The following is a 22,030-nucleotide window of genomic DNA, read 5'->3' as shown; positions in this document are numbered from 1 at the left end:
GGGTGGATGCGGTAAAGGTCGCCTTGTGAAGCAGAAAGCAAGTGAAATCCGTGAGGAAGTCGCCTAAGAGCTTTTGCTTTTAGAATCCTCCACTTGAGCTAGTCGAAAGTGGTGGGAGTATGTCAATGATCATGTGCATGGTCGTTATGTTCAACTTGTGGCGACTGATGCAGTAATACAAAGCCAATGGTCAAATGATTACATTTTAATAAATGAACATTTGTTGTGATTAATAGCTAAAAAGTCAGCATTTATATTTTTTTGTGATTTTTGCCTGAAAACAGACGGATTGACTTTTCAGGCACTGAATAATAGGCATAATAATCATCAGGATTTAGCGATTTAAACCTTAATGGAATGGCGTATATGGATTTAATACGGCCGAATGGACAGCCCAATTATGGGCGTTTCAGTCAACTCCCTAATCATATTGATTTAAGTAAATATGAATATAAGACACCGTATGGGAAGACACTGAATGGTTGGCGTAAGCGTTTAAAATATAAAAAATTTAAATTTTGTTGTATTCAACATGAACATTATACCATTGGCCTGGCAATTGCAGATATTGCATGGGCAGGGCACGGTTTTGTCTATGTATATGATCATTTAACCAATGACGTACTTGAATGGAATTCCATTAATTTTTTATCTAGAAATACCGTTTTAGATGAGCAACCATTATTCAACCAAAGCCATTTTATTAAATCGGGTGTGCAGTTAGATATACAACATGCTAATGGTGTGCGCTATATCCAAATGTCTAAACATGGTGAGTTGAAACTCAGTGCGCGAGTTTTTTGTGCGGGGACTGACCCACTAAGTATGTGTAGTCCAACAGGCATCAATGGTTGGACATATACCCAAAAGCTCACAACTTTAGGTTGCGAAGGCTTTTTTATTAATAAGCAAGGCAAAACCATTCAATTTCATGAGCGAACGTTTGTATCGCTGGATGATACCTGCGGTTTTTTACGTCCAGAAACAGCTTGGTTCTGGTTGTCGTGTAACTTTTGGGACAGTCAAAACCGTCGCATTGGTATTAACTTAGCTTCAGGGGTGAATGAAAGCTTTGGTAATGAAAATTGCCTTTGGGTCAACGGTAGTTTATATCCACTGGCAGATGTATTGTTTCAGCAACAAGGCGATAACCTGTGGAGCATTAGCTCTTTAGATAACACTTTAAATTTGATGGTTAGTACGGGCTGGCGGCGTTATGAAAATCTAAATCTTCGCTTAGTCGGTAGTCAGTTTAGTCAGTGGCAAGCCAAAGTCAGCGGAACCATTTTAAAAGATGGCGAGGAAATTGTATTTTTGAATGAATATGGTTTACTCGAACAGCATTATGCCAAGTGGTGATTGATTTCATTAAAATTGTTAGCACTTAAAAGAAAAAAGACCGTATTCGATACGGTCTTATTTATGGATGGGTGAACGGAATTTATCTTCCTGCCTGCCAAAATGCTTCACCCGCAGCAATGGGATCGCCGGTTTCTTCAAGTGTTTTGACCCAAACATCATACTGCGCGATTACAGGATGCTGACTTGGATGGAAGTTTGGATTAAACCAATCTGAGTATTGCCCACGCATGCGTGATAGCATGCCTTTTTTGCCAAAGAACCACGGCAAACCTTTTGCCATCATTTGCAAACGTTCTCGACGGTTAAAACCATCGTATTTCAACATGACGTCGGCACGATAGGTGGTAAAACCGAACATCATTACTGTGGTAAATGCGAGTGCAAATTTACGCGTCAACTCAGGTACATCACCAACGTGTTTCATCACATCAAAGGCTACATCACGGTGTTCCATTTCTTCAATGGCATGCCATGCAAATAAAGCACGGACATAAGGATGTGCGTCTTGTAGAGTTTCTTTTTTGCTAAAGAAAGTTTCTGCCATTAAGGCTGTTAAATGTTCTGCGGCTGCCGTCATGGCAATGTTGTACTGTGGTGAACGTTTCGTTAGCTCAAACTTAAAAATTTTGTTTAAACGCTGAATGAAAGCATCCACGGGCATCCCTTGATCACGCATGACTTGGTTCATTTTGTCGTGAGCCATACCATGTTGCGCTTCTTGCTTAATAAAATCTGCAACACGTTGTTGTAAGTCAGGATCTTGAATTTTGTCGCGGAACATACGTACACATTGAATAAAATAACGCTCGCCATCTGGGAAGGTGAGGCTCAGCGCATCAAACATACGAGTACGAAATGGATCACCGCCAAACCAAAAACGTGGTGCTTCATTTAACTTAAAATCGAGTTTAGTGCGAACCACAGGTTCGACTTGATATTGGACGATTGCATTCATAATTTATTTTCTGTGCGATTCGTATTAAATGCAGTATGTCGGAGAAATGTCACTTTGTTTTGACAGATATTGCCATTTTTTATACATTTTACGCCAAAGTGAAAATATTAAATGTCAAAATAGAATGATGACTTTGAGGGTTGGTGATGGCTGAAATTCATATCCCAAATGGTTATTTCCAGTTATGGAATATGTACTTGCATGAACGTGAGCAAGACTTTACTCAACTTGAGTTTTTAGCGCCTTTTGTGGCGCAATTGCAGCATGTGCTTTCGCTACCCATCGATACACAATCCCCTTATTCTTTTTTTAAAACCATTATGCAACTGACCCAGCAGCATTTGGACTGCCCGCAGTTAGTATTTGAAATGGCGAAGTATATTCGTGCAGAGCACTTTGGCGTATTGGGTTATATGGCGACTCGTAGTGAAAGTGTCGCGGAGGCTTTGCAAAATGTAGTACGTTTTAGCCGACTTGTGATTGATGGTGATGAAATTGTGCCGATGCACATGACGCATCAGGGCAAACAAATCATTTTAGCGTGGCCATTGCATAACCCTGAATTTTCAATGTTGAATGAATTGACCACGGCATGTATGGCGCATTTGGCCAAACAAATATTTCCAGCTTCTTTAAAATTATTGGTTATACAGTTTGCACATGCCGCGCAAATGGCACGTTATCATTATGAAAAGTTTTATAGCTGCCAAATTGAATTTTCAACGGCTTATTATTCTTTTGTGTTACATGCGGACAGTTTAGATTTGAAGTCTGAGTTGGCTGATCCTTCATTGATGCAATTGTTGCTACGACAAGCTGAAGATGCGATTGCAGCACGACCACAACATTTTCAACCACTACAATATATGCAGCAGAGCATTGCTGAGTATTTAAGACATCAACAACAAGCGCCGAAAATAGAATGGTTAGCCTATGAATTGCATATGTCAGTGCGAACCTTACAACGGCAATTGCAGGATCAACGCACCTCATTCAAACAATTATTAGAAACTGAACGGATGAAGCGCTGTGAACAGTTGCTGCTTCAAAAAATGAGCTTCACCGACATCGCTGCGCAACTGGGGTATTCAGATCAGTCTGCTTTAGCCAGAGCATATAAGTCGCATAGTGGACAGACACTCTTGGCGCGCAAGAAACAATTACAGTCTTAACACTGAGCCATAAAAAAAAGCGGTCAATTGACCGCTTAGAATGACCATAATTTATGCTGCTGTTTTAAAGCGAGGGAAGCGGAATATAATTGCTAAGATGGCAAATAGCGCCAAGACCCAACAGTAATACACACTACCAATCAGTTCGACAGGTGATAATTTGGCAATTGAACAGGCCAATAATAACTGCGCGCCATAGGGAATCAGCCCTTGCACCACACAAGAAAAAATATCTAATAAGGCAGCTGCACGTTTAGGATCTACACCATATTCTTTAGCCACTTCTCGCGCCATATCCCCCGATAAAATAATCGCAACGGTATTATTGGCAACAAACAAGTTAGAGAAAATAACCAAGAAACTTACGCCAATTTCGCCAGCGCGTTGCTGTCCCACCTTAAATAATCGGGTCAAGCTGTAAATTCGTTGAATTAACCATTCCAAGCCACCTTCTTTTTGCATAATGGCCGAAATGCCGCCCAGGAACATCGAAAGCAGGGCAACTTCAAACATACTGGTGAAGCCATCATAAATTGAATTATTAAGACCCAGTAAATTAAAGTCAGGTTGTTGAATTAAGCCAATCAAGCCTGACATCACCACGCCCAGTGCAAGTACGGCTAAAACGTGTAATCTTGAAAATGCCAAAATAAACACGGCGACATACGGCAAGATAAGCCAAACATCGAAAGTTTTATACTCCACTGCTTGCGAGCCCTGACTAATCATGAGGTAAATAATTAAGCTCACAATTGAGGCAGGCACTGCGATCCAGACATTGACTTTGAACTTATCTCTTAACTGAACTTTTTGACTACTGGTTGCCGCAATGGTGGTATCTGAAATCATTGAGAGATTATCACCAAACATGGCACCACCAACCACAGCACCAATGGCATAGACGGTTTCAATTTCTGTTACTTGGCTAAAACCGAAAGCGATCGGAGCACAAGCTGCAATGGTTCCCATTGAGGTACCCATCGCTGTTGCAATAAACGCAGCAATGAGAAACAGCATTGGCAGTACAAATTCGGGTGGAATAATTGATAGTCCTAATTGTACAGTGGCATCCACACTACCAATGGCGCTACTGACACTGGCAAAAGCACCTGCCAGCATAAATACCATAAACATTAGTATGAGATTTGGATGGCTAGCACCTTTCAAAAAGGTGTCAATGGCGTCATTGAGTTTGCCACGATAGAGCAAAACGGCCAATACAATCGCAGGTAAAGCGGCAACTGGAGCCTTGACTTGATAAAAGGCAAACTCAGTTCCAATCATGGAATGATAAATGCCACTGCCTAAAAAAATGGCGAGAAAAACAATAAGCGGGAGCAGCGCAAATGCACGAGCTGGCACTTTCGCTTGTGAATCGGAGGACATAGGAGATAAAAAAATAAAAGAATGGCGCTAGTATAATGCAGGTTTTGCTATTTAAGAAAAATTTAAATGTAAAAGCTAAGCCTGTTATTTATAACATTTTTTTGTAGATAAAATTAAGTTAATCTAAATGCTTAGGATTTTATCAAATCCCGAAATTAGGCATCTTTGATCATTGTGAAAAAAACAGAAATATCGGTAAATGATGCTTTCGGGTTGTTCTGGAAAATTATGTTTGCATGAGAAATACCGACTGAAGATTGTATGCCCTGTTCAATGGGTAAAAAATAGCGTTACAATGCGATGTCTTGTATTTCTACAAAACCCACATCATAGTTTTGATTCATTCAAGGAAAGTATAACCCTATGTCACGTTTAGCCACTCGATTTGGAACGCTTAAATCTCAACAGCGTAAGGCCTTGGTTTCTTATGTTATGGCTGGTGACCCTCATCCACAGGTAACTGTTCCATTGTTACATCAAATGGTTGAGGCTGGTGTTGATGTGATTGAGCTTGGTCTCCCATTTTCTGATCCGATGGCAGATGGCCCAGTCATTGCACTTGCTGCAGAACGCGCTTTAGCAGCTGGCACAAATACTTTAGATGCTTTAAACATGGTGAAAGAGTTCCGTAAAAACGATACTGAAACACCCGTAGTACTCATGGGATATTTAAACCCTGTCGAAGTGATTGGCTATGAAAAATTCGTAGCTTATGCACATGAGTGTGGTGTAGACGGCGTGTTACTTGTGGACTTACCACCTGAAGAAGCTACTGATCTTGATGTTGTATTGAAAAAATACGATATGAATCAAATCTTCCTGCTTGCGCCGACATCTACGGATGAGCGTATTCAGCATGTTGTGAAACAGGCGAGTGGTTTTATCTACTATGTATCTTTGAAAGGTGTGACAGGCGCTGCAACACTTGATGTTGCCGAAGCTGCCGCACGTATTCAAAAAATTAAATCATATACCGATGTTCCTGTCGGTGTTGGTTTTGGTATTAGTGATGCTGCATCTGCGAAAGCAATGGGTGTAGCTGCTGATGCAGTCATTGTAGGTAGTGCCTTCGTTAAACAATTTGCAAACTTAGCACCAGAACAAGCTGTAATTGAAACAGTGAATAAAGTGAAGGAGCTTCGAGCTGCGCTCGATGAGTTAGTATGAGTCAAGACGCAAAAACAGGCAAAATTCTAAGCGCATCTACGCCATGGACTGAGCGTGTTGTACCCGGGATTCATGTACCGGATGAACAACAAGCACTAAAGGCGACATTTACTGAGCCAACAATTGAATGCCCTGAGTGTCATGCTTTGGTGACTCGTACTGCGATGTCATTTAATGCTTATGTTTGTCCTCAATGTGATGAACATTTGCGTATGAAAGCCCGCGATCGTTTGAATTGGTTCTTTGACCAAGTACAAACAGAATTGGGTCAAGAATTTAAAGCCAAAGATCCGCTGAAATTTGTTGATAGCAAAGCTTATCCAGATCGTATGGCTGAAGCGCAAAAGAAAACAGGTGAAACAGAAGCACTTGTGGTGATGCAAGGTTTGGTTAAAGGCATTCCAATGATTGCAACCGCATTTGAATTTGATTTCATGGGCGGTTCAATGGGTACTGTTGTCGGTGACCGTTTTGTTCAGGCTGCTGAACTTGCGATTAAATCACAACAACCATTAATCTGTTTTGCTGCTTCAGGCGGTGCGCGTATGCAAGAGGGCATGTTGTCTTTAATGCAAATGGCACGTACTTCAGCTGCAATTCAAAAAATGAAAGATGCAGGTCTTCCGTATGTAGTGGTATTAACGCATCCAGTTTACGGCGGTGTAACGGCATCTCTTGCAATGTTAGGTGATGTGCATTTGGCTGAACCAAAAGCAATGATTGGTTTCGCAGGTAAACGCGTTATTGAGCAAACTGTGCGTGAAAAATTGGAAGAACCGTTCCAACGTGCAGAATACTTGCTTGATCATGGTGTAGTCGATCAAATTGTCCACCGTCATGCATTACGTGATACAGTTTATCGTATTGTAGCGAAATTGATGAATTTGCCTTGAACACAGCACCACTTGCAACTGATTCTTTAAACACATGGCTCGATTATTGGAGCCATGTTCATGTTACGGGTATTGATTTAGGACTGGAGCGGGTAATTCCTGTTGCAGAACGATTGGGCGTAACTCAGCCTGATGCCAAAGTTTTGACGGTTGCTGGAACCAATGGGAAAGGCTCAACCACAACGACATTGGCTGCCATTTTAAATGCGCAAGGTTATAATGTGGGTTTATATCAATCACCGCATATCTACCGTTTTAATGAACGTGTAAAGCTTCAAGGTATGGAAGTGGACGATCAAACCCTGATTGATGCATTTGTTGTAGTTGATCAGGCCCGTCGTGAATGTGATTTAAGTTTATCTTTCTTTGAAGCGACCACTTTGGCCGCTTTTGTTATTTTTAAACAACGTGCTTGTGATGTTTGGGTACTCGAAGTTGGCCTGGGCGGTCGGCTTGATGTCGTCAATGTGGTTGATCCAAATGTTGCCGTGATTACCAATATTGGTCTCGATCATACCGATTGGCTTGGCGACACCATTGAAAAAATTGCTTTTGAAAAAGCCGGTATTATTCGTCCTGATATTCCTGTGGTATTTGGCGGTGATCAAGTACTGCCTGAAGCTATCCGTAAAAAAGCAGAAGATTGCCATGCGCATTTGCATGTGCTCAATCGTGATTATTTCTATCAATACGCAAATGACGGTCAGTCTTGGATGTTTGCATCTTCTGGTTCGACCTTAAAACTACCGGTTGGTTCTTTGGCATTGGAAAATATTTCTACTGCCGTGGCCGCTATTTTGCTCAGTGGCTTGGAAGTGACTCAACAAGCTATTGCTCAAGGCATTATCAATGCCAAATTACAAGGTCGTTTTGAAGTACGAGAAATTGCAGGAAAAACGGTGATTTTTGATGCTGGACACAATCCGCACGGTGTTGAATTTTTGTTAAAGCAATTGCGAAATTTCCTTCATTACAATAAACAGTATTCAGAAGTGATTAGCGTTTTTTCAATGCTGACTGATAAAGATATAAATTCTGTCGTTAACTTATTGAAAGATACCGTAAGAATGTGGAAAATTGCACAATTAACTGTTCCGCGTGCGGCTGAGATCACACAATTAGATGACGCGTTACAGAATCAGGTCGTGCAACATTACGACAGTGTAAAATTAGCTTTTAAGTCAGCGCTTGAAGAATCAAAAAATAATCAGCTGATTCTGGTATGTGGTTCATTTCATACCTTAGAAGCGGTATGGGAGTATCTGGAAGAATGTCAATGAATAACAAACAGCGTTGGATGGGTGGCGTTGTTTTATTAGGTGGTGGTGTGCTGTTGGGTGCGCTATTGCTGAAAGGCAAAGAAGAAATACATCATAATCAGAACCAAGCTCCTGAAATGGCTCAAGTGCAACAACAGGGCCAAGGCTCAAAAATGTCGTCTTTGACTGTGGATGTTGAAACTGAAAAGCGTTTGCTTGAAGAACAACGTCGTACACGTGAAAAGTCGGTTGCAGAACAAGAAGCACGTGCAGCTGAATTTTTAGCGATGCAGCAACAAGCCGAAGCAGATGCTGCGCGTAAAGCAGCAGAAGAATATGCGGCTTTAAATGCGCACCGTTCTGCGCAGCAAAGCTCAGACAATATTCCGCCTGAACTGATTGAAAATGAAAAAGCCAAACAAAAGCGAATCGCTGAGGAAAAATTGGCGGCTCAAAAAAAGTCCGAGACTCAGTCAGCACAGCAAAAGTCTGAACAAGCTCGTTTAGCGGCGGAAAAGCAAAAAGCTGAAGAAAAACGTCAAGCTGAAGCAAAAAAAGAAGCTGAACGTAAAGCAAATGCAGAAGCTGAGAAGAAAGCTGCTGAGAAAAAGGCCGCAGCTGAAAAGCAAAAAGCTGAAGAAAAACGTAAAGCTGAAGAAAAAGAAAAGGCTGAAGAAAAGCGTAAAGCCGAAGCCAAGAAAAAAGCGGAAGCTGAAAAAGCCCGTGATTTATTGGAAAATGGCGATAAGCAGTGGATGGTTCAAGTGGCACTTGCGGCAAATGAAGCCAATGCTGATGCTGTGGCTGCTAAACTACGTGCCAAAGGTTATAAAGTCACCAAGAGTCCAACATCAAAAGGGATTCGAATTATGGTTGGGCCATCTAAAAACCGTGATGCAGCTGATGCAACACGTAAAAAAATCAATAGCGATGCAAGTTTGAATATGAAATCTGCATGGGTGATTGATTGGGTGCCGCTCGATAGACGTTAAGATAGGCGTTTAATTAGGTTTGTTTAAAATGGATTCAGCAGTTGTTGCTGAATCCATTTTACATTTTCAGCATTTAAAAGTAGATCGATGTTTTTCCAAATGGGGTGGTAGCCATAACCACCATGTTTCATTTCTTGTTTGGCTGCTTCAATTGTCCAACCTTCAAAAATAATAAGGTACATCGCCACGCTGACACCGGTACGGTCTGAACCGTGATAGCAATGAATCAGTACTTTTTGATTTTTCTGTTTTGCTTGCTGTATATGTTGCATCACTTGCAGTAAGTCATCTCGACTAATTTGCCAAGTGTGAATTGGAATGTGTACATAATTCACCGCTGGGCTTTGTACAATTTCTGGGTCAATATGCCGTGAACGTAAGTTAATAATTACATCAATGTTTTGTGCTTCTAGTATCGGTACGAGTTCTTTAGATGGCTGTTCACTTCGGTAAAGCATTGGGCTAATTTGATAAAAATTATGCTCCTTCAATAGAACCGTTCCCCAGTTGGGCGGACGTTCATGCTCTGGTAGAGCCGTGGAAGTCATACAAGCACTGAGCGTACAACTGGACAGTAAAATACAGGCAAATTTATTCATCCTTTCACCCTTTGATAACGCGCCAATTCGATCGGATCATGTGCACAAATGATTTCAATATCTGGTTGAGCTTGTGCAAGTTGCTGAATTTTACTGAGGTTAGAACGTCTTAATTGATTATCTGTTGCAAAGGTACATTCAAGTTGATTTAGAATGACCGAATGAAAAGATGGATCAAGTTGCTGATGTGAATAATAGGCATCACCGCAAAATAATAACCAACCATCAGGCTGCTTGATAGCAATACCACTGTGGCCTGCGGTATGACCTGAAAGTGGAATCATTAAAATTTCATCTTGGAATAGATTTAAGCCATGCGCCTGCGTTAGATTAAACCAAGTATCCATAGCATTTGGTTCGATAAAATTCCAATAACGGTGTTGTTGAAATTGTTGGGTTCGATAGCGGATCTTCGCTTTTAATGATTTTAAATTTTGTGTGGCATTATATTCACTTGCCAGTACATGTACGGTCGCATATGGAAAGTCAGAAATACCACCGGCATGGTCAAAGTCTAAGTGAGAAACTATGATGTGTCGTACATCTTCAGGTTTAAAACCTAGTTTTTGAATTTGTGCAATTGCGGAAAGATCTTGGTTATATTCAATCCCACCGATATGTGAAACGATTTTGCCTAATCTGGCTTGTGGATTTTGGTAGTCTTGTAGGCCAATTCCTGTATCTATTAATACTAGACCATGTTGTGTTTCGATCAGTAGGCAATGACAAACGAGGTTTGCACGAAATGTAAACTGACCAAACAGTGGGCCACAAACAGGGCACATACTTCCACAGTGCAAATGATGAATATTATAGATCACAATAATTATTCTTAAGATGTTTAGGCGTATTTATAAACGGACTGTGAAATAAACGCCAACTTGATTTTGTAATTTGATTTTTTGCGCAAAATAAAAAGCCCGTCATCAGACAGGCTTGAACAAATCAGGACATGGCTCGTCATATTAGTCCTGTACTTGTAAGTATATGAGTTATATGGGCGTAAATACTTGAGTTAAAATGTACTGCGCTTGTCTTATGACAAAATAAAACAATGTCTTATTTTGTTTCAGGTTGTGGTGTTAAGCGAAGGTACGGTGTTACAGCTTTATAGCCTTTAGGGAAGCGTTGTTTAATTTCTTCTTCATCTTTTAGCGAAGGCACAATCACTACTTCATCTCCATGTTGCCAATTGGCAGGTGTAGCAACTTTATGGTTGTCCGTCAGTTGTAGTGAATCAACCACGCGTAAAATTTCGTGGAAATTACGACCTGTAGACGCTGGGTAGGTAATAATTAAACGTACTTTTTTGTTTGGATCAATGATGACCAAAGAACGAACTGTTAGTGTTTCGCTGGCATTTGGGTGGATAAAATCATACAGCGTAGAAACTTTACGGTCTTGGTCGGCAATGATTGGAAAATTAACTGTGGTATTTTGTGTGGTATTGATGTCTTGAATCCAACCTTTGTGAGACTCAACATCATCAACAGACAATGCAATGGCTTTAACACCTCGTTTGCTAAACTCATCTTTAAGTTTTGCCGTAAAACCAAGTTCAGTTGTGCACACTGGGGTGTAATCGGCAGGATGTGAAAATAAAATTCCCCAGCTATCTCCTAAAAAATCATAAAAATTAATTATGCCTTCGCTTGAGTCTTGTGTGAAATCTGGTGCAATGTCACCTAAACGAATCGTCATGGAAATCCCCGTATTTATTGAATCTGTTTAACTTGAGATTCAATATGCAGTAATTTTTTTATGATGAAAAATAGTGTTTTTTTATTTCTTTATGAATTTATTTCATAACAAGCTACGCTGATGATCGAAATTTATCAATGCTCACTCGTCTGAGTCACTATGTTGTATGTTTAAAATTTGCTACATTAGCTTGCCTTAAGTCTTCGGGGCTAGAGCCCGAGCGCAGAATATTTAAAGGGTTTTTGTGCAAAACCCTTGTACTTCGAATTTCTAGCACCATAATAACGACTAAGAAAACATATTCATTTGACAAGCAAGATTTAGAGAGTTAATTCATGTTGGCAAGTCTGATCGGAGGAATCTTCGGTACCAAAAATGAGCGCGAACTCAAACGCATGCGTAAAATCGTAGAGAAGATCAATGCGCTCGAGCCGACGATATCTGTTCTAAGCGATGCAGACTTATCTGCAAAAACCGAAGAATTCAAAGAACGTTATAAAAAAGGTGAAAGCCTTGATAAATTATTAGCAGAAGTTTTTGCTGTATGTCGTGAAGCTGCAAAACGTGTCATGGGGATGCGCCATTACGACGTTCAGTTGATTGGTGGTATTACACTTCACGAAGGTAAAATTGCAGAAATGCGTACAGGTGAAGGTAAAACCTTGATGGGTACCTTGGCTTGTTATCTCAATGCAATTAGCGGCGAAGGTGTTCACGTCATTACGGTGAACGATTACTTGGCGCAACGTGATGCTGAGTTAAACCGTCCATTGTTCGAATTCTTAGGCTTAAGCATTGGTATTATTTACTCAATGCAAGATCCAACTGAGAAAGCGCAAGCGTATCGTGCTGACGTCACTTACGGTACAAATAACGAATTTGGATTCGATTATTTACGTGACAACATGGTCTTTTCTGCGGCTGAGAAAAAGCAACGTAGCTTAACCTATGCCATTATCGATGAAGTCGATTCAATCTTAATTGATGAAGCACGTACGCCGTTGATCATTTCTGGTCAAAGCGAAGACTCATCTCAGCTCTATGCGGCAATTAATAGCATTCCACCAAAATTGCATGCGCAAAAAGAAGAGAAAGTGCCAGATGGCGGTCACTTCTGGATTGATGAAAAACAACGCTCTGTAGAAATGACCGAAGTCGGTTATGAAACTGTCGAAGCTGAACTGATTCAAATGGGTCTGTTGGCTGAAGGTGAAAGTCTATATTCATCTGCGAATTTGAACTTGGTGCACCACGTTTCTGCTGCAATCCGCGCGCATTACTTATATCAACGCAACGTGCACTACATCATCAATGATGGCGAAGTGATCATTGTCGATGAAAATACTGGTCGTACTATGCCGGGCCGTCGTTGGTCTGAAGGCTTACACCAAGCAGTTGAAGCGAAAGAAGGTTTGGAAATTCAACCTGAAAACCAAACTTTAGCAACGACTACGTTCCAGAACTATTTCCGCTTATATAAAAAGCTATCGGGTATGACAGGTACTGCAGATACTGAAGCTGCGGAAATGAAAGAAATTTATGGTTTGGATGTCGTACTTATTCCAACCCATCGTCCAATGATCCGTAATGACCAAAACGACTTAATTTATTTAAATCGTGAAGGGAAATACAACGCCATTATTCAAGAAATTCTACGTGTTCATGAAGCAGGTGTTGCACCAATTTTGATTGGTACAGCAACAATTGAAGCCTCTGAAATTCTTTCAGATAAATTGAAAGAAGCGGGCATTCAACATGAAGTACTGAATGCAAAACAACACGAACGTGAAGCCGATATTATTGCGCAAGCAGGTTCACCACGTGCAGTGACCATTGCGACTAACATGGCTGGTCGTGGTACAGATATTCTGTTGGGTGGTAACTGGAAAGCGTTATTGGCCAAAATTGAAGAACCAACAGCAGCAGATGAAGCACGTTTAAAAGCAGAGTGGGAAAACAACCATGATGCAGTATTGGCATCTGGTGGTTTACACATTATTGGTTCAGAGCGCCACGAATCACGTCGTATTGATAACCAGTTGCGTGGTCGTGCGGGTCGTCAAGGTGACCCTGGTGTTTCACGCTTCTACTTGTCACTTGAAGATGATTTGATGCGTATTTTCGCAGGTGACCGTGTAGTTGCAATGATGCGTGCCATGGGCTTGAAAGAAGACGAAGCCATTGAACATAAGATGGTGTCTCGCTCAATTGAAAATGCCCAACGTAAAGTTGAAGCACGTAACTTCGATATTCGTAAAAATCTATTGAAATACGATGACGTGAACAACGAGCAACGTAAGATTATTTACTCTCAGCGTGATGAAATTCTTGTTGAGCCATCTTTACAAGATTATATCGAGTCGATGATTCATGATGTAACCAAAGGCATGATCGAAATCTACATTCCACCTGAATCAATTCACGATCAGTGGGATATCGAAGGTCTTGAAAAAGCTCTACGTGAAGATATGTCAATCGAATTGCCTATTTCACAATGGTTAGAACAAGATCGTCGTTTAGATGAAGAAGCTTTGGTTGAGCGTATTAGTGATGAAGTGATTCAGCACTACCGTTCACGTCGTGCACAAATGGGTGACGAAACTGCAGCGATGCTTGAACGTCATTTCATGTTGAATTCACTGGATCGTCATTGGAAAGAGCATTTGGCGGCCATGGATTACTTACGTCAAGGGATTCATTTACGCGGCTATGCACAGAAAAACCCTGAGCAAGAATACAAAAAAGAAGCATTTAATTTATTCGTAAATATGCTCGCGGTTATCAAATCTGACGTCGTGACGGATTTATCTCGAATTCATGTGCCAACCGCTGAAGAGCTAGCAGAAATGGAAGCTCAAAAGCAGGCTCAAGCAGAATCGATGAATCTTCAGTTATCACATAATGATTTCGATAATTTATTGGCGGAAGCAAACGGTGACGACATTGTTGAAGCACAATTTACCCCAGCAGAACAAGTGATTATTCCGCCTGAAAGCCGTAATTCACCTTGTCCATGTGGTTCAGGTCTGAAATACAAATTGTGTCACGGTAAAATCTAAAACACAGAGAAAAACAGAGCCAAGAGGCTCTGTTTTTTTGTACAGACTTTTTACCCTGACCTGAATAGTATTTGCAGTTCATCGTATTAAATGTTATTTAGTTTCTGTATCAATAACCGTAAAACGGAAAAGACAATGAAAAAAGTACTAAAACCGTTCATGATTGCTGCTTTGGCTCTGCCTACTTTTGCATTTGCAAACGCTCCTCAGACCACTTCTGTAGAAAAAGTTCAGCAGGCAATTGGGCCAACATCAACTCAAGTACAAGTTGGTACTGATGGACAAGTGACTATAGCAAGCCCACGTACTGGTATTCGCTATACATTTGCAAACCCAAATCGTCCAATCGTTTTGCAAACAGCTAAAATTGCAGCTGCAAATGCAGCGAATGCTGACCGTATTGTTGCTGAAAACCCTGCATTGTCTGCAGCAAGTCAACAAAAAGCGAAGCAAGCTCTGTTAAATGAAGCATCTCAATCGCAACTTGCCCGTAACTAATTACAGCGAGTATTAAAAAACCAGTCTTTTGACTGGTTTTTTTGTGCCTATGGCTGATGTTAATAAAATTGCAGCAAAACAGTGCTTATGCTCGATTTTTTCTCAATTTTGAACTAAGCTGTATTTTTTATAACTCGTAATATTGGACGTTGAAAATGGCAGTTGGTGACGTATCTATGCCACAGATGCATGTGGTGAAAGGTGTGAAAATTGGTTCGGCAGAAGCGTATGTACGCTATCAGAACCGACGTGACCTTGTCATTTTTGAATTTGCTGAAGGCTCTAATGTTGCGGGTGTATTCACGCAAAATGCATTCTGTGCAGCGCCAGTACATTTATCTAAAGCTCATTTGCAAGTTGGCAATCCTCGTTATCTTGTAATTAATACCGGTAATGCAAATGCTGGTACAGGCAAACTGGGGATGATCAATGCTGAAGCGACTTGTGCTAAACTTGCAGAACTTGCAGGGGTAAAGCAGACCGATGTGCTTCCATTTTCTACAGGTGTAATCGGTGAACAGTTACCAATTGAACGTTTGGTGCAAGGTTTACAGCCAGCATTAGACAGTTTGAAAGATGATGCATGGTTAGATGCGGCAACAGGTATTATGACTACTGATACGACACCGAAGGGTGCGTCTGAACAGTTTGAACTTGATGGTGTAGTGTATACCATGACGGGTATTTCTAAAGGCGCAGGCATGATTCGTCCGAATATGGCGACTATGTTGAGTTATGTTGCAACCGATGCGCCGATTAGTCGTGAGCTGGTTCAAAAGTTATTAAAAACTACAGTAAACCTGTCTTTTAACCGTATTACGGTAGATGGTGATACATCAACAAACGACTCTTGTATCTTAGTTGCGACAGGTCAAGCAGGTGGTGCTGAAATTAGTAGTGAATCAGATTCACGTTATGCTGTTGTACTAGATGTTTTAACACGTGTGATGAAACGACTCGCACAGCTCATCGTACGTGATGGTGAGGGTGCAACCAAATTTATTACTGTTGCTGTTGAAGGTGGTGTAAATACACAAGAGTGCTGTGATATTGCATATAGCATTGCACATTCGCCATTGGTTAAAACAGCAATTTTCGCATCTGATCCTAACTGGGGACGTATTTTGGCAGCTATCGGTTATGCAGGTGTGCCAAATCTTGATGTTGAAAAAATTCAAGTTTGGTTAGGTGATGTGCAAATCTGTAAAGATGGTGGTGCAGCTGCAGACTATACTGAAGAAGCGGGTGCAGCAGAAATGTCGAAATCAGAGATCACGATTCGTGTTGATCTTGGGCGCGGCAATGAAAAAGATACGGTATATACCTGTGATCTGTCATATGACTATGTGAAGATCAATGCAGACTACCGTTCATAAGTGATTTGATGTTTTTGAAAAGCCTCCGTTGTGAGGCTTTTTTATAATTGGAACTTTTTAATGACCGGTCAAAAATAGCCATAAGCCATCTATGTCGGTTAGTTGTAAAGCACCTGTAAATATGCAGGCTTTAAGGATAGAGAAGACGTTGTTATGAATGATGCAAGTAACTTAATTGCAAATGAGGCAAAATCGATTGTTCAGGCGCATCTAGATCGTTTAGGTGAGGTCAAAGCACATGGTTTAACTGAAGACGCAAAACTTGAAAAATTTGAATTAATCAAAGCAGAACTCAAAAAGCGTAATGCTGTCCTTGTTGCCCACTATTATTGTGATCCTGAAGTACAAGAGTTGGCCGAATTAACTGGTGGTTGTGTCTCTGATTCACTTGAAATGGCACGTTTTGGTCGTGACCATCCTGCAACAACTTTGGTGGTTGCCGGTGTTAAATTTATGGGGGAAACTTCAAAAATTTTATCACCGGAAAAGACGATACTGATGCCTACTTTAGAGGCGACTTGTTCACTCGATTTAGGTTGTCCGGTGGATGAATTTACACAATTTTGTGATGCACATCCTGATCATACCGTGGTGGTGTATGCCAATACCTCTGCGGCCGTGAAAGCACGTGCAGATTGGGTGGTGACGTCAAGCTGTGCTGTTGAAATCATTGAGCATTTAGATAGCCTCGGTGAAAAAATTATTTGGGCACCCGATCAGCATTTAGGTCGCTACATCCAAAAGAAAACTGGTGCTGACATGTTGTTATGGGATGGGGCTTGCATTGTGCATGAAGAATTTCGTGCACGAGGCATCGCGAATATGAAAGCTTTGTACCCAAATGCAGCTGTATTAGTGCATCCAGAGTCACCTGAATCTGTGGTTGATATTGCAGACGCAGTAGGCAGTACATCACAATTAATCAAAGCCGCACAAACCTTACCGCACGAGCGATTAATTGTTGCAACAGATCGCGGTATTTTCTACAAAATGCAACAGGCAGTTCCGAATAAAATTCTAATTGAAGCTCCTACAGCAGGTGAGGGGGCAACATGTCGCTCATGTGCGCATTGCCCTTGGATGGCGATGAATGAATTGGATGGAATTTTAGAAGTTTTACAAAAAGGTGATCAAGAAATATTCGTGGATCCAGCATTGGCTGAACGTGCGAAATTACCTTTAGATCGTATGTTGAATTTCAGTGCCAGTTTAAAACGCTGAAATTTGTTTGAAAAATGATTAAAATGCTTGATAAATAATCGCTTGAAATGATTTTTTATCTTTTTTTGAATATAGGTGTTGACGTCAATCGACGTCACGCCTAGAATGCACACCGTACCGCAAGATATGCGATACAGCGAAAGCTGAGATGAAACGGAGCATAGCACAGCCTGGTAGTGCACCTGGTTTGGGACCAGGGGGTCGTAGGTTCGAATCCTACTGCTCCGACCAATTTCTCAAGGCAAAAATCGCGTGATTCTATGTCATCGGTAATGCGCCTGTAGCTCAGTTGGATAGAGCATCCGCCTTCTAAGCGGATGGTCACAGGTTCGAATCCTGTCAGGCGCGCCATTTATGGTGTTCTGATACTAGAACTTAAAAACTTGTTGTGACGGTGGATGTAGCTCAGTTGGTAGAGCCCCGGATTGTGATTCCGGTTGTCGTGGGTTCGAATCCCATCATTCACCCCAATTCGGAGCATAGCACAGCCTGGTAGTGCACCTGGTTTGGGACCAGGGGGTCGTAGGTTCGAATCCTACTGCTCCGACCATTTTCTTAATGAAAACGGTCGATAAAAGATACCGCATTAAGCGGTTTTTTTATGTCTGTAATTTAAAATGGTTTATATTGGTCATTCACTCACAAGTATGTAATGGTGGATGTAGCTCAGTTGGTAGAGCCCCGGATTGTGATTCCGGTTGTCGTGGGTTCGAATCCCATCATTCACCCCAACTTTTAAAGTTGAAAACGGAGCATAGCACAGCCTGGTAGTGCACCTGGTTTGGGACCAGGGGGTCGTAGGTTCGAATCCTACTGCTCCGACCAATTTCTTAATGAAAATGGTCAATTAAAGATACCGCGTTAAGCGGTTTTTTTATGTCTAAAATTTAATAATAAATCTAAGCTCAAAAAAAAAGCCCTAAGTAGGGCTTTTTATATTTATGTCTGATACTTAAGGAATAATAGTGACATTGACACGGCGGTTAGTGGCACGATTTACTTCACTATCATTTGCAAGCAGTGGTTGATCTGCACCGCGACCAATAATTTGAACATTTTTGGATTTATATCCATGTTCTAAGAAAATGTTAGCAACGCTTTGCGCACGTTTTTCAGAGAGTTGCTGGTTGTAACTGGCTTGACCTACATTATCGGTATGCCCAATAAATTTAATTTTATCAAGTTCATACTTATTTAACTGGGTTGCAAGTTTGGTTAGATTGGTTTTTGATGTGGTTGAATTTGGTAATCATCAAAATTAAATAATAACTTTTCAGGTAGAGCTAAAGACCAACCATCTTGTGTTAAAACGAAACCTTCTTTCTTTAGCATACGTGCTTGTTTATAGCTTAAGTTGCCCAAGCTCATGCAGGCAGTTAAGGAAGCGGTAAATGCAATAATGAAAAATAATTTAAATGCGTTTTTATACATAACCTTTCCTATACACTGTGTTGTTGTGATGCAATCGACCAATTATCGGTGGTTTTTTTCGCGTTGTACATGGCGCGATCAGCATCTGCAATCAAATCTTCAGGTGATTTAGCTTTTTGTGCCAAAGCAACACCGATGCTTGCATTTAAAGAAATATGGTGTTGATCGAACACGAAAGTCGAGGTGTAGCAGTCATGAATTTTACGGCAATACATTTCTAGTTCTTGCGCTGAATCCAGTCCATTAACAATAATCGCAAATTCATCCCCACCTAGTCGCGCAATAAATGCATCATTAGGTAGTGCTTGTTTAACGCAATGCGAAGAAGCACGTAATATAGCATCGCCAGCTAGATGACCAAATTGATCATTTACAGATTTAAAATCATTTATATCCAAGAAAAAAACTGCTGCATCTTTATCTTGATCAAAAAGTTCAAAAAGCTTTTCATAAAAATAGATGCGATTCGGTAGTTTTGTGAGTGCATCATGACGAGATAAGTGTAGCAACTTGCATTTTCAGACATTAGGGTTTGGTGTGATTGCTCTATTTCGCTTAATAAACCATTAAATGCTGTACTAAGTGCTTGCAACTCTTGAATATCGGAGTTTGATACTCGCATGTTGTAATTCTTTTTAATGCTAATTGTTTGTGCGGATTCAACAATTGCGCGAATAGATTGCATTAGGTATTGATAAACAGAATTAACAGACCAGAAAACTGTAGCAAGTAATAAAATGAAGCCGAGCAACAGTCCTAAAAGTATCTTATGAAAGAAACTCACCAAGTCTGAGGAATTACCATAAACAATTAATTCACCATAATTCTTTTTGTCGTGATTGATGTTTAAACGTAGTGGTTGACTAAAAAAGACATAATCTAAAATATATTGGCTTGAAAAAGTACTGATATCTGCTTGTTCTGTGTGTGCAAGTCGGGTGTTTTGAGTGTTTTTTATTTCAATAGAACGTATAGGGTATTGCTGAGTATATTCATTTAAAATTTGATTCATGGTGCTTTGGTCGTTAAAAACAACAGCTGGCTGAATACGTTCATTAATCGCATTGGATAAATTTGTTAAGCCATTTTTTGCATAGGTATGCATGGTATAGGTTGATATCACCAAAAAAATAGCAGAACAAATTGAAAATGTTAAAGCAAATATGGTTAGTTGGGAGCGAGTAAATAATTGATGTAATAGACTTCCGTCATAAATCAAAAAACGTACAATTTATTTGATCTTAAAGTAATCAGCAAAATTATTTAATTCAAGGGATAATCCTTGAATGAAATTCAAAGATATTCAAAAATTATCAGACGTTAAGTTTCGTAGGCTTACCGGTGTTAGTTGGGCTACATTTAACCTCATGTTGGCCGAGCTAAATAAGCAGTTACCTTATCATATTGGTAAAGGACGACCGCATAAATTACCGTTGGAAGATCGTTTGCTCTTATGTATAGAATATTGGAGAGAATATCGAACATTTTTCCATCTTGGTATGAGTTACGGTGTATCTGAAACGAGTGCAATTCGTATCACACGTGTTATTGAAGATACCTTAATCCGTTCTGGAAAATTCAACTTGCCAAAACAACTTCCTAATCGAGATGAAGTGGATTGGGAAGTTGTTGTGATTGATGCCACTGAAATATTAGTTCAACGTCCAAAAAAACAGAAGAAATGGTATAGCGGTAAAAAAAAGCGACATACCTTTAAATTTCAGCTATCTATGCACTATACAACAGGTGAAATACTGAGTGTATGTGGAAGTCATGGAAGCATGCATGATTTTAAAATATTTAAAAAAAGCATGAGGAAATTAAAATTTAAGCCCTTTTTTATCGTTGATAAGGGTTATTTAGGGATAAAGAAATTGGGTTTTGGATGCCTCATGCCATCTAAAGCAAAGAAAACTGAAAAACTAGATTCTGAATTAAAAAAGTTAAATAAAGAGATTGGTCGTAGACGAATTCAAGTAGAGCATGTATTTGGAAGGATGAAATGTTTTAAGATTTTATCTTGTGTATATAGAAATCGTCGTAAACGATTAAACCTGCGGTTTAATTTACTTGCTGGCATATACAATTTAGATTGGGTGAAAGATAAACAATTAAATTGGTTAAAAAATGATTTATGAAGGAAGTCTAATGTAATTGGATTATAGAGTTGTTTCATTCAGCTGACTCCGATGACTTGGCCAGTAATAAAACACGAGGGTCAATATGAACTTGGGATTGAGTCAAACTATCCATATTAATTTTGAAAGCATAACCCTGATTTTTCCGATATAAGCAAAAGGCGCTACCATTCTCACATTCAATATTATTATTACTAATGGAAAGGGCGGGAAAATTTACATGATTGTTTAAAATGCTTTGTTCATCTTTTGCAGAGAGATTGGAAAAAAATAAAATTTGGCAATGACTATTTGCAATTTCATTCACGGAAATTGGTTGGATTCTATAATTACTATGCGTGGGAGCATTTCGTTTAAAGTCTGCAATAAGTCCAGAATTGTTAATCACACACAGCTTGGGTGAATTGGTTTCCCACTTAGCATAACTTAATATGGAAAATGTCGTGTTAAAAATATTTGAAGCGGGAGTAGCGTGTGAGAGTGATATACAGAATGTAATACCAATCATCAAAGCTATTTTTTTTAAATAAGCCATGCCGAGTCGTAAATAATATTTAATGAAAATATGGTGTATATACGCTTAATTATAAAAAATATTGGGTATATCGGGTGATAATAATACAAAAGATCAGATATGTGTCCAAAAAACCGACATATGTGTAAATTAATTCAAAAAAGGTGTTGCGTTGGGTAAGAAATGCTGTAGAATGCACATCCATCGGCGGTGATGAAGATTAAAACTTCTGATAAAACAGTGACTTAGTTAAGATTGATTAAGTTGGGTTTTAGAAAGAAAGTTTAAAATAATTTGAATTACTAGT

Annotated in this window: 19 protein-coding genes, 6 tRNA genes and 1 pseudogene; 17 read left to right on the top strand and 9 right to left on the bottom strand. The window is 40.0% G+C overall.

Features of this window, described 5'->3' with window-relative positions:
• The first annotated feature begins 366 nt into the window (after nucleotides 1-366).
• Nucleotides 367-1,359: a DUF2804 domain-containing protein gene (locus FTV09_RS13220; protein WP_067767686.1), complete on the top strand. Its 993-nt coding sequence runs from the start codon at nucleotides 367-369 to the stop codon at nucleotides 1,357-1,359.
• An 82-nt stretch (nucleotides 1,360-1,441) separates the two neighbouring features.
• Here FTV09_RS13220 and FTV09_RS13215 read toward each other — a convergent pair whose 3' ends face one another.
• A complete protein-coding gene (locus tag FTV09_RS13215) occupies nucleotides 1,442-2,317 on the bottom strand; it encodes a metal-dependent hydrolase (protein ID WP_067767684.1) in 876 nt (291 codons plus the stop codon).
• Between the two features lie 146 nt (nucleotides 2,318-2,463).
• On the opposite strand from FTV09_RS13215, the gene FTV09_RS13210 reads away from it, so the two are divergent.
• On the top strand, nucleotides 2,464-3,489 hold the full coding sequence (locus tag FTV09_RS13210; RefSeq protein WP_180058596.1) for an AraC family transcriptional regulator: 1,026 nt from the start codon (nucleotides 2,464-2,466) through the stop codon (nucleotides 3,487-3,489).
• Nucleotides 3,490-3,540: 51 nt separating this feature from the next.
• Here FTV09_RS13210 and FTV09_RS13205 read toward each other — a convergent pair whose 3' ends face one another.
• Complete coding sequence (locus FTV09_RS13205; RefSeq protein WP_067767677.1) at nucleotides 3,541-4,875, bottom strand: Na+/H+ antiporter NhaC family protein; 1,335 nt, start codon at nucleotides 4,873-4,875, stop codon at nucleotides 3,541-3,543.
• Between the two features lie 363 nt (nucleotides 4,876-5,238).
• Between FTV09_RS13205 and trpA the strand changes: the two genes are divergently transcribed.
• Genes trpA through FTV09_RS13185 form a run of 4 tightly spaced genes read left to right on the top strand, consistent with a single transcriptional unit; the run spans nucleotide 5,239 to nucleotide 9,186 of the window.
• On the top strand, nucleotides 5,239-6,042 hold the full coding sequence (gene trpA / locus FTV09_RS13200; protein ID WP_067767674.1) for a tryptophan synthase subunit alpha: 804 nt from the start codon (nucleotides 5,239-5,241) through the stop codon (nucleotides 6,040-6,042).
• Nucleotides 6,039-6,935: an acetyl-CoA carboxylase, carboxyltransferase subunit beta gene (gene accD, locus FTV09_RS13195; RefSeq protein ID WP_067767671.1), complete on the top strand. Its 897-nt coding sequence runs from the start codon at nucleotides 6,039-6,041 to the stop codon at nucleotides 6,933-6,935. The genes trpA and accD overlap by 4 nt, the downstream gene beginning before the upstream one ends.
• The gene (gene folC / locus FTV09_RS13190; protein ID WP_180058595.1) at nucleotides 6,932-8,215 is read left to right on the top strand and encodes a bifunctional tetrahydrofolate synthase/dihydrofolate synthase; all 1,284 of its coding nucleotides are present in this window, start codon (nucleotides 6,932-6,934) and stop codon (nucleotides 8,213-8,215) included. Before accD ends, folC begins: the two co-directional genes overlap by 4 nt.
• A complete protein-coding gene (locus FTV09_RS13185; RefSeq protein ID WP_373685032.1) occupies nucleotides 8,206-9,186 on the top strand; it encodes an SPOR domain-containing protein in 981 nt (326 codons plus the stop codon). The genes folC and FTV09_RS13185 overlap by 10 nt, the downstream gene beginning before the upstream one ends.
• 23 nt (nucleotides 9,187-9,209) lie before the next feature.
• Here the strand turns inward: FTV09_RS13185 and FTV09_RS13180 are convergent, their stop codons facing one another.
• The 3 genes from FTV09_RS13180 to FTV09_RS13170 all read right to left on the bottom strand — a co-directional run bounded on the left by FTV09_RS13180 (nucleotide 9,210) and on the right by FTV09_RS13170 (nucleotide 11,486).
• Nucleotides 9,210-9,785, bottom strand: coding sequence for a dual specificity protein phosphatase family protein (locus FTV09_RS13180; protein WP_180058593.1), 576 nt, complete (start codon nucleotides 9,783-9,785; stop codon nucleotides 9,210-9,212).
• On the bottom strand, nucleotides 9,782-10,606 hold the full coding sequence (locus FTV09_RS13175; RefSeq protein ID WP_180058592.1) for an MBL fold metallo-hydrolase: 825 nt from the start codon (nucleotides 10,604-10,606) through the stop codon (nucleotides 9,782-9,784). Before FTV09_RS13175 ends, FTV09_RS13180 begins: the two co-directional genes overlap by 4 nt.
• 238 nt (nucleotides 10,607-10,844) lie before the next feature.
• On the bottom strand, nucleotides 10,845-11,486 hold the full coding sequence (locus FTV09_RS13170; RefSeq protein WP_180058591.1) for a peroxiredoxin: 642 nt from the start codon (nucleotides 11,484-11,486) through the stop codon (nucleotides 10,845-10,847).
• Nucleotides 11,487-11,821: 335 nt separating this feature from the next.
• Between FTV09_RS13170 and secA the strand changes: the two genes are divergently transcribed.
• The 10 genes from secA (at nucleotide 11,822) to FTV09_RS13120 (ending at nucleotide 18,465) form a co-directional block, all read left to right on the top strand.
• Nucleotides 11,822-14,545 (top strand): preprotein translocase subunit SecA, encoded by a 2,724-nt coding sequence (secA, locus tag FTV09_RS13165; RefSeq protein ID WP_180058590.1) that lies wholly within the window; start codon nucleotides 11,822-11,824, stop codon nucleotides 14,543-14,545.
• A 135-nt stretch (nucleotides 14,546-14,680) separates the two neighbouring features.
• The gene (locus FTV09_RS13160) at nucleotides 14,681-15,043 is read left to right on the top strand and encodes a hypothetical protein (protein ID WP_180058589.1); all 363 of its coding nucleotides are present in this window, start codon (nucleotides 14,681-14,683) and stop codon (nucleotides 15,041-15,043) included.
• A gap of 155 nt (nucleotides 15,044-15,198) precedes the next feature.
• A complete protein-coding gene (argJ, locus tag FTV09_RS13155) occupies nucleotides 15,199-16,419 on the top strand; it encodes a bifunctional glutamate N-acetyltransferase/amino-acid acetyltransferase ArgJ (protein WP_180058588.1) in 1,221 nt (406 codons plus the stop codon).
• Between the two features lie 153 nt (nucleotides 16,420-16,572).
• A complete protein-coding gene (gene nadA / locus FTV09_RS13150) occupies nucleotides 16,573-17,640 on the top strand; it encodes a quinolinate synthase NadA (RefSeq protein WP_180058587.1) in 1,068 nt (355 codons plus the stop codon).
• Between the two features lie 154 nt (nucleotides 17,641-17,794).
• Nucleotides 17,795-17,871, top strand: a tRNA-Pro gene (locus FTV09_RS13145).
• Between the two features lie 43 nt (nucleotides 17,872-17,914).
• Nucleotides 17,915-17,991, top strand: a tRNA-Arg gene (locus tag FTV09_RS13140).
• Nucleotides 17,992-18,034: 43 nt separating this feature from the next.
• A tRNA-His gene (locus tag FTV09_RS13135) sits at nucleotides 18,035-18,110 on the top strand.
• A 3-nt stretch (nucleotides 18,111-18,113) separates the two neighbouring features.
• Nucleotides 18,114-18,190 (top strand) — tRNA-Pro (locus tag FTV09_RS13130).
• A 105-nt stretch (nucleotides 18,191-18,295) separates the two neighbouring features.
• Nucleotides 18,296-18,371, top strand: a tRNA-His gene (locus FTV09_RS13125).
• Nucleotides 18,372-18,388: 17 nt separating this feature from the next.
• A tRNA-Pro gene (locus FTV09_RS13120) sits at nucleotides 18,389-18,465 on the top strand.
• A 127-nt stretch (nucleotides 18,466-18,592) separates the two neighbouring features.
• Here FTV09_RS13120 and FTV09_RS13115 read toward each other — a convergent pair.
• The 3 genes and pseudogenes from FTV09_RS13115 to FTV09_RS18300 all read right to left on the bottom strand — a co-directional run bounded on the left by FTV09_RS13115 (nucleotide 18,593) and on the right by FTV09_RS18300 (nucleotide 20,290).
• A pseudogene (locus FTV09_RS13115) lies at nucleotides 18,593-19,071 on the bottom strand (OmpA family protein).
• Between the two features lie 8 nt (nucleotides 19,072-19,079).
• On the bottom strand, nucleotides 19,080-19,532 hold the full coding sequence (locus FTV09_RS18130; RefSeq protein ID WP_373687710.1) for a GGDEF domain-containing protein: 453 nt from the start codon (nucleotides 19,530-19,532) through the stop codon (nucleotides 19,080-19,082).
• On the bottom strand, nucleotides 19,460-20,290 hold the full coding sequence (locus tag FTV09_RS18300; RefSeq protein ID WP_373687709.1) for a CHASE sensor domain-containing protein: 831 nt from the start codon (nucleotides 20,288-20,290) through the stop codon (nucleotides 19,460-19,462). The genes FTV09_RS18130 and FTV09_RS18300 overlap by 73 nt, the downstream gene beginning before the upstream one ends.
• Before the next feature lie 67 nt (nucleotides 20,291-20,357).
• Between FTV09_RS18300 and FTV09_RS13105 the strand changes: the two genes are divergently transcribed.
• Nucleotides 20,358-21,209 (top strand): IS5 family transposase, encoded by an 852-nt coding sequence (locus tag FTV09_RS13105; protein WP_180058586.1) that lies wholly within the window; start codon nucleotides 20,358-20,360, stop codon nucleotides 21,207-21,209.
• 34 nt (nucleotides 21,210-21,243) lie between these two features.
• Here the strand turns inward: FTV09_RS13105 and FTV09_RS13100 are convergent, their stop codons facing one another.
• Nucleotides 21,244-21,744 carry a YfiR family protein gene (locus tag FTV09_RS13100; RefSeq protein WP_067767643.1) on the bottom strand — a complete coding sequence of 167 codons (501 nt, stop codon included), beginning with the start codon at nucleotides 21,742-21,744 and terminating at the stop codon, nucleotides 21,244-21,246.
• Nucleotides 21,745-22,030: the final 286 nt, after the last annotated feature.

The organism is Acinetobacter sp. YH12227 (assembly GCF_013417785.1).
In the GTDB taxonomy this organism is placed as follows: Bacteria; Pseudomonadota; Gammaproteobacteria; order Pseudomonadales; family Moraxellaceae; genus Acinetobacter; species Acinetobacter gandensis.
The sequence above is the reverse complement of the archived record's forward strand: the minus strand, read 5'-3'. Positions and strand labels throughout refer to the sequence as shown.

Bases quoted from the DNA above. Each gene is read 5' to 3' on its own strand.
- FTV09_RS13220 (WP_067767686.1), top strand. From the start codon at position 367: ATGGATTTAATACGGCCGAATGGACAGCCCAATTATGGGCGTTTCAGT.
- FTV09_RS13215 (WP_067767684.1), bottom strand. From the start codon at position 2,317: ATGAATGCAATCGTCCAATATCAAGTCGAACCTGTGGTTCGCACTAAA.
- FTV09_RS13210 (WP_180058596.1), top strand. From the start codon at position 2,464: ATGGCTGAAATTCATATCCCAAATGGTTATTTCCAGTTATGGAATATG.
- FTV09_RS13205 (WP_067767677.1), bottom strand. From the start codon at position 4,875: ATGTCCTCCGATTCACAAGCGAAAGTGCCAGCTCGTGCATTTGCGCTG.
- trpA (WP_067767674.1), top strand. From the start codon at position 5,239: ATGTCACGTTTAGCCACTCGATTTGGAACGCTTAAATCTCAACAGCGT.
- accD (WP_067767671.1), top strand. From the start codon at position 6,039: ATGAGTCAAGACGCAAAAACAGGCAAAATTCTAAGCGCATCTACGCCA.
- FTV09_RS13185 (WP_373685032.1), top strand. From the start codon at position 8,206: ATGTCAATGAATAACAAACAGCGTTGGATGGGTGGCGTTGTTTTATTA.
- FTV09_RS13180 (WP_180058593.1), bottom strand. From the start codon at position 9,785: ATGAATAAATTTGCCTGTATTTTACTGTCCAGTTGTACGCTCAGTGCT.
- FTV09_RS13170 (WP_180058591.1), bottom strand. From the start codon at position 11,486: ATGACGATTCGTTTAGGTGACATTGCACCAGATTTCACACAAGACTCA.
- secA (WP_180058590.1), top strand. From the start codon at position 11,822: ATGTTGGCAAGTCTGATCGGAGGAATCTTCGGTACCAAAAATGAGCGC.
- FTV09_RS13160 (WP_180058589.1), top strand. From the start codon at position 14,681: ATGAAAAAAGTACTAAAACCGTTCATGATTGCTGCTTTGGCTCTGCCT.
- argJ (WP_180058588.1), top strand. From the start codon at position 15,199: ATGGCAGTTGGTGACGTATCTATGCCACAGATGCATGTGGTGAAAGGT.
- nadA (WP_180058587.1), top strand. From the start codon at position 16,573: ATGAATGATGCAAGTAACTTAATTGCAAATGAGGCAAAATCGATTGTT.
- FTV09_RS13105 (WP_180058586.1), top strand. From the start codon at position 20,358: ATGAAATTCAAAGATATTCAAAAATTATCAGACGTTAAGTTTCGTAGG.
- FTV09_RS13100 (WP_067767643.1), bottom strand. From the start codon at position 21,744: ATGGCTTATTTAAAAAAAATAGCTTTGATGATTGGTATTACATTCTGT.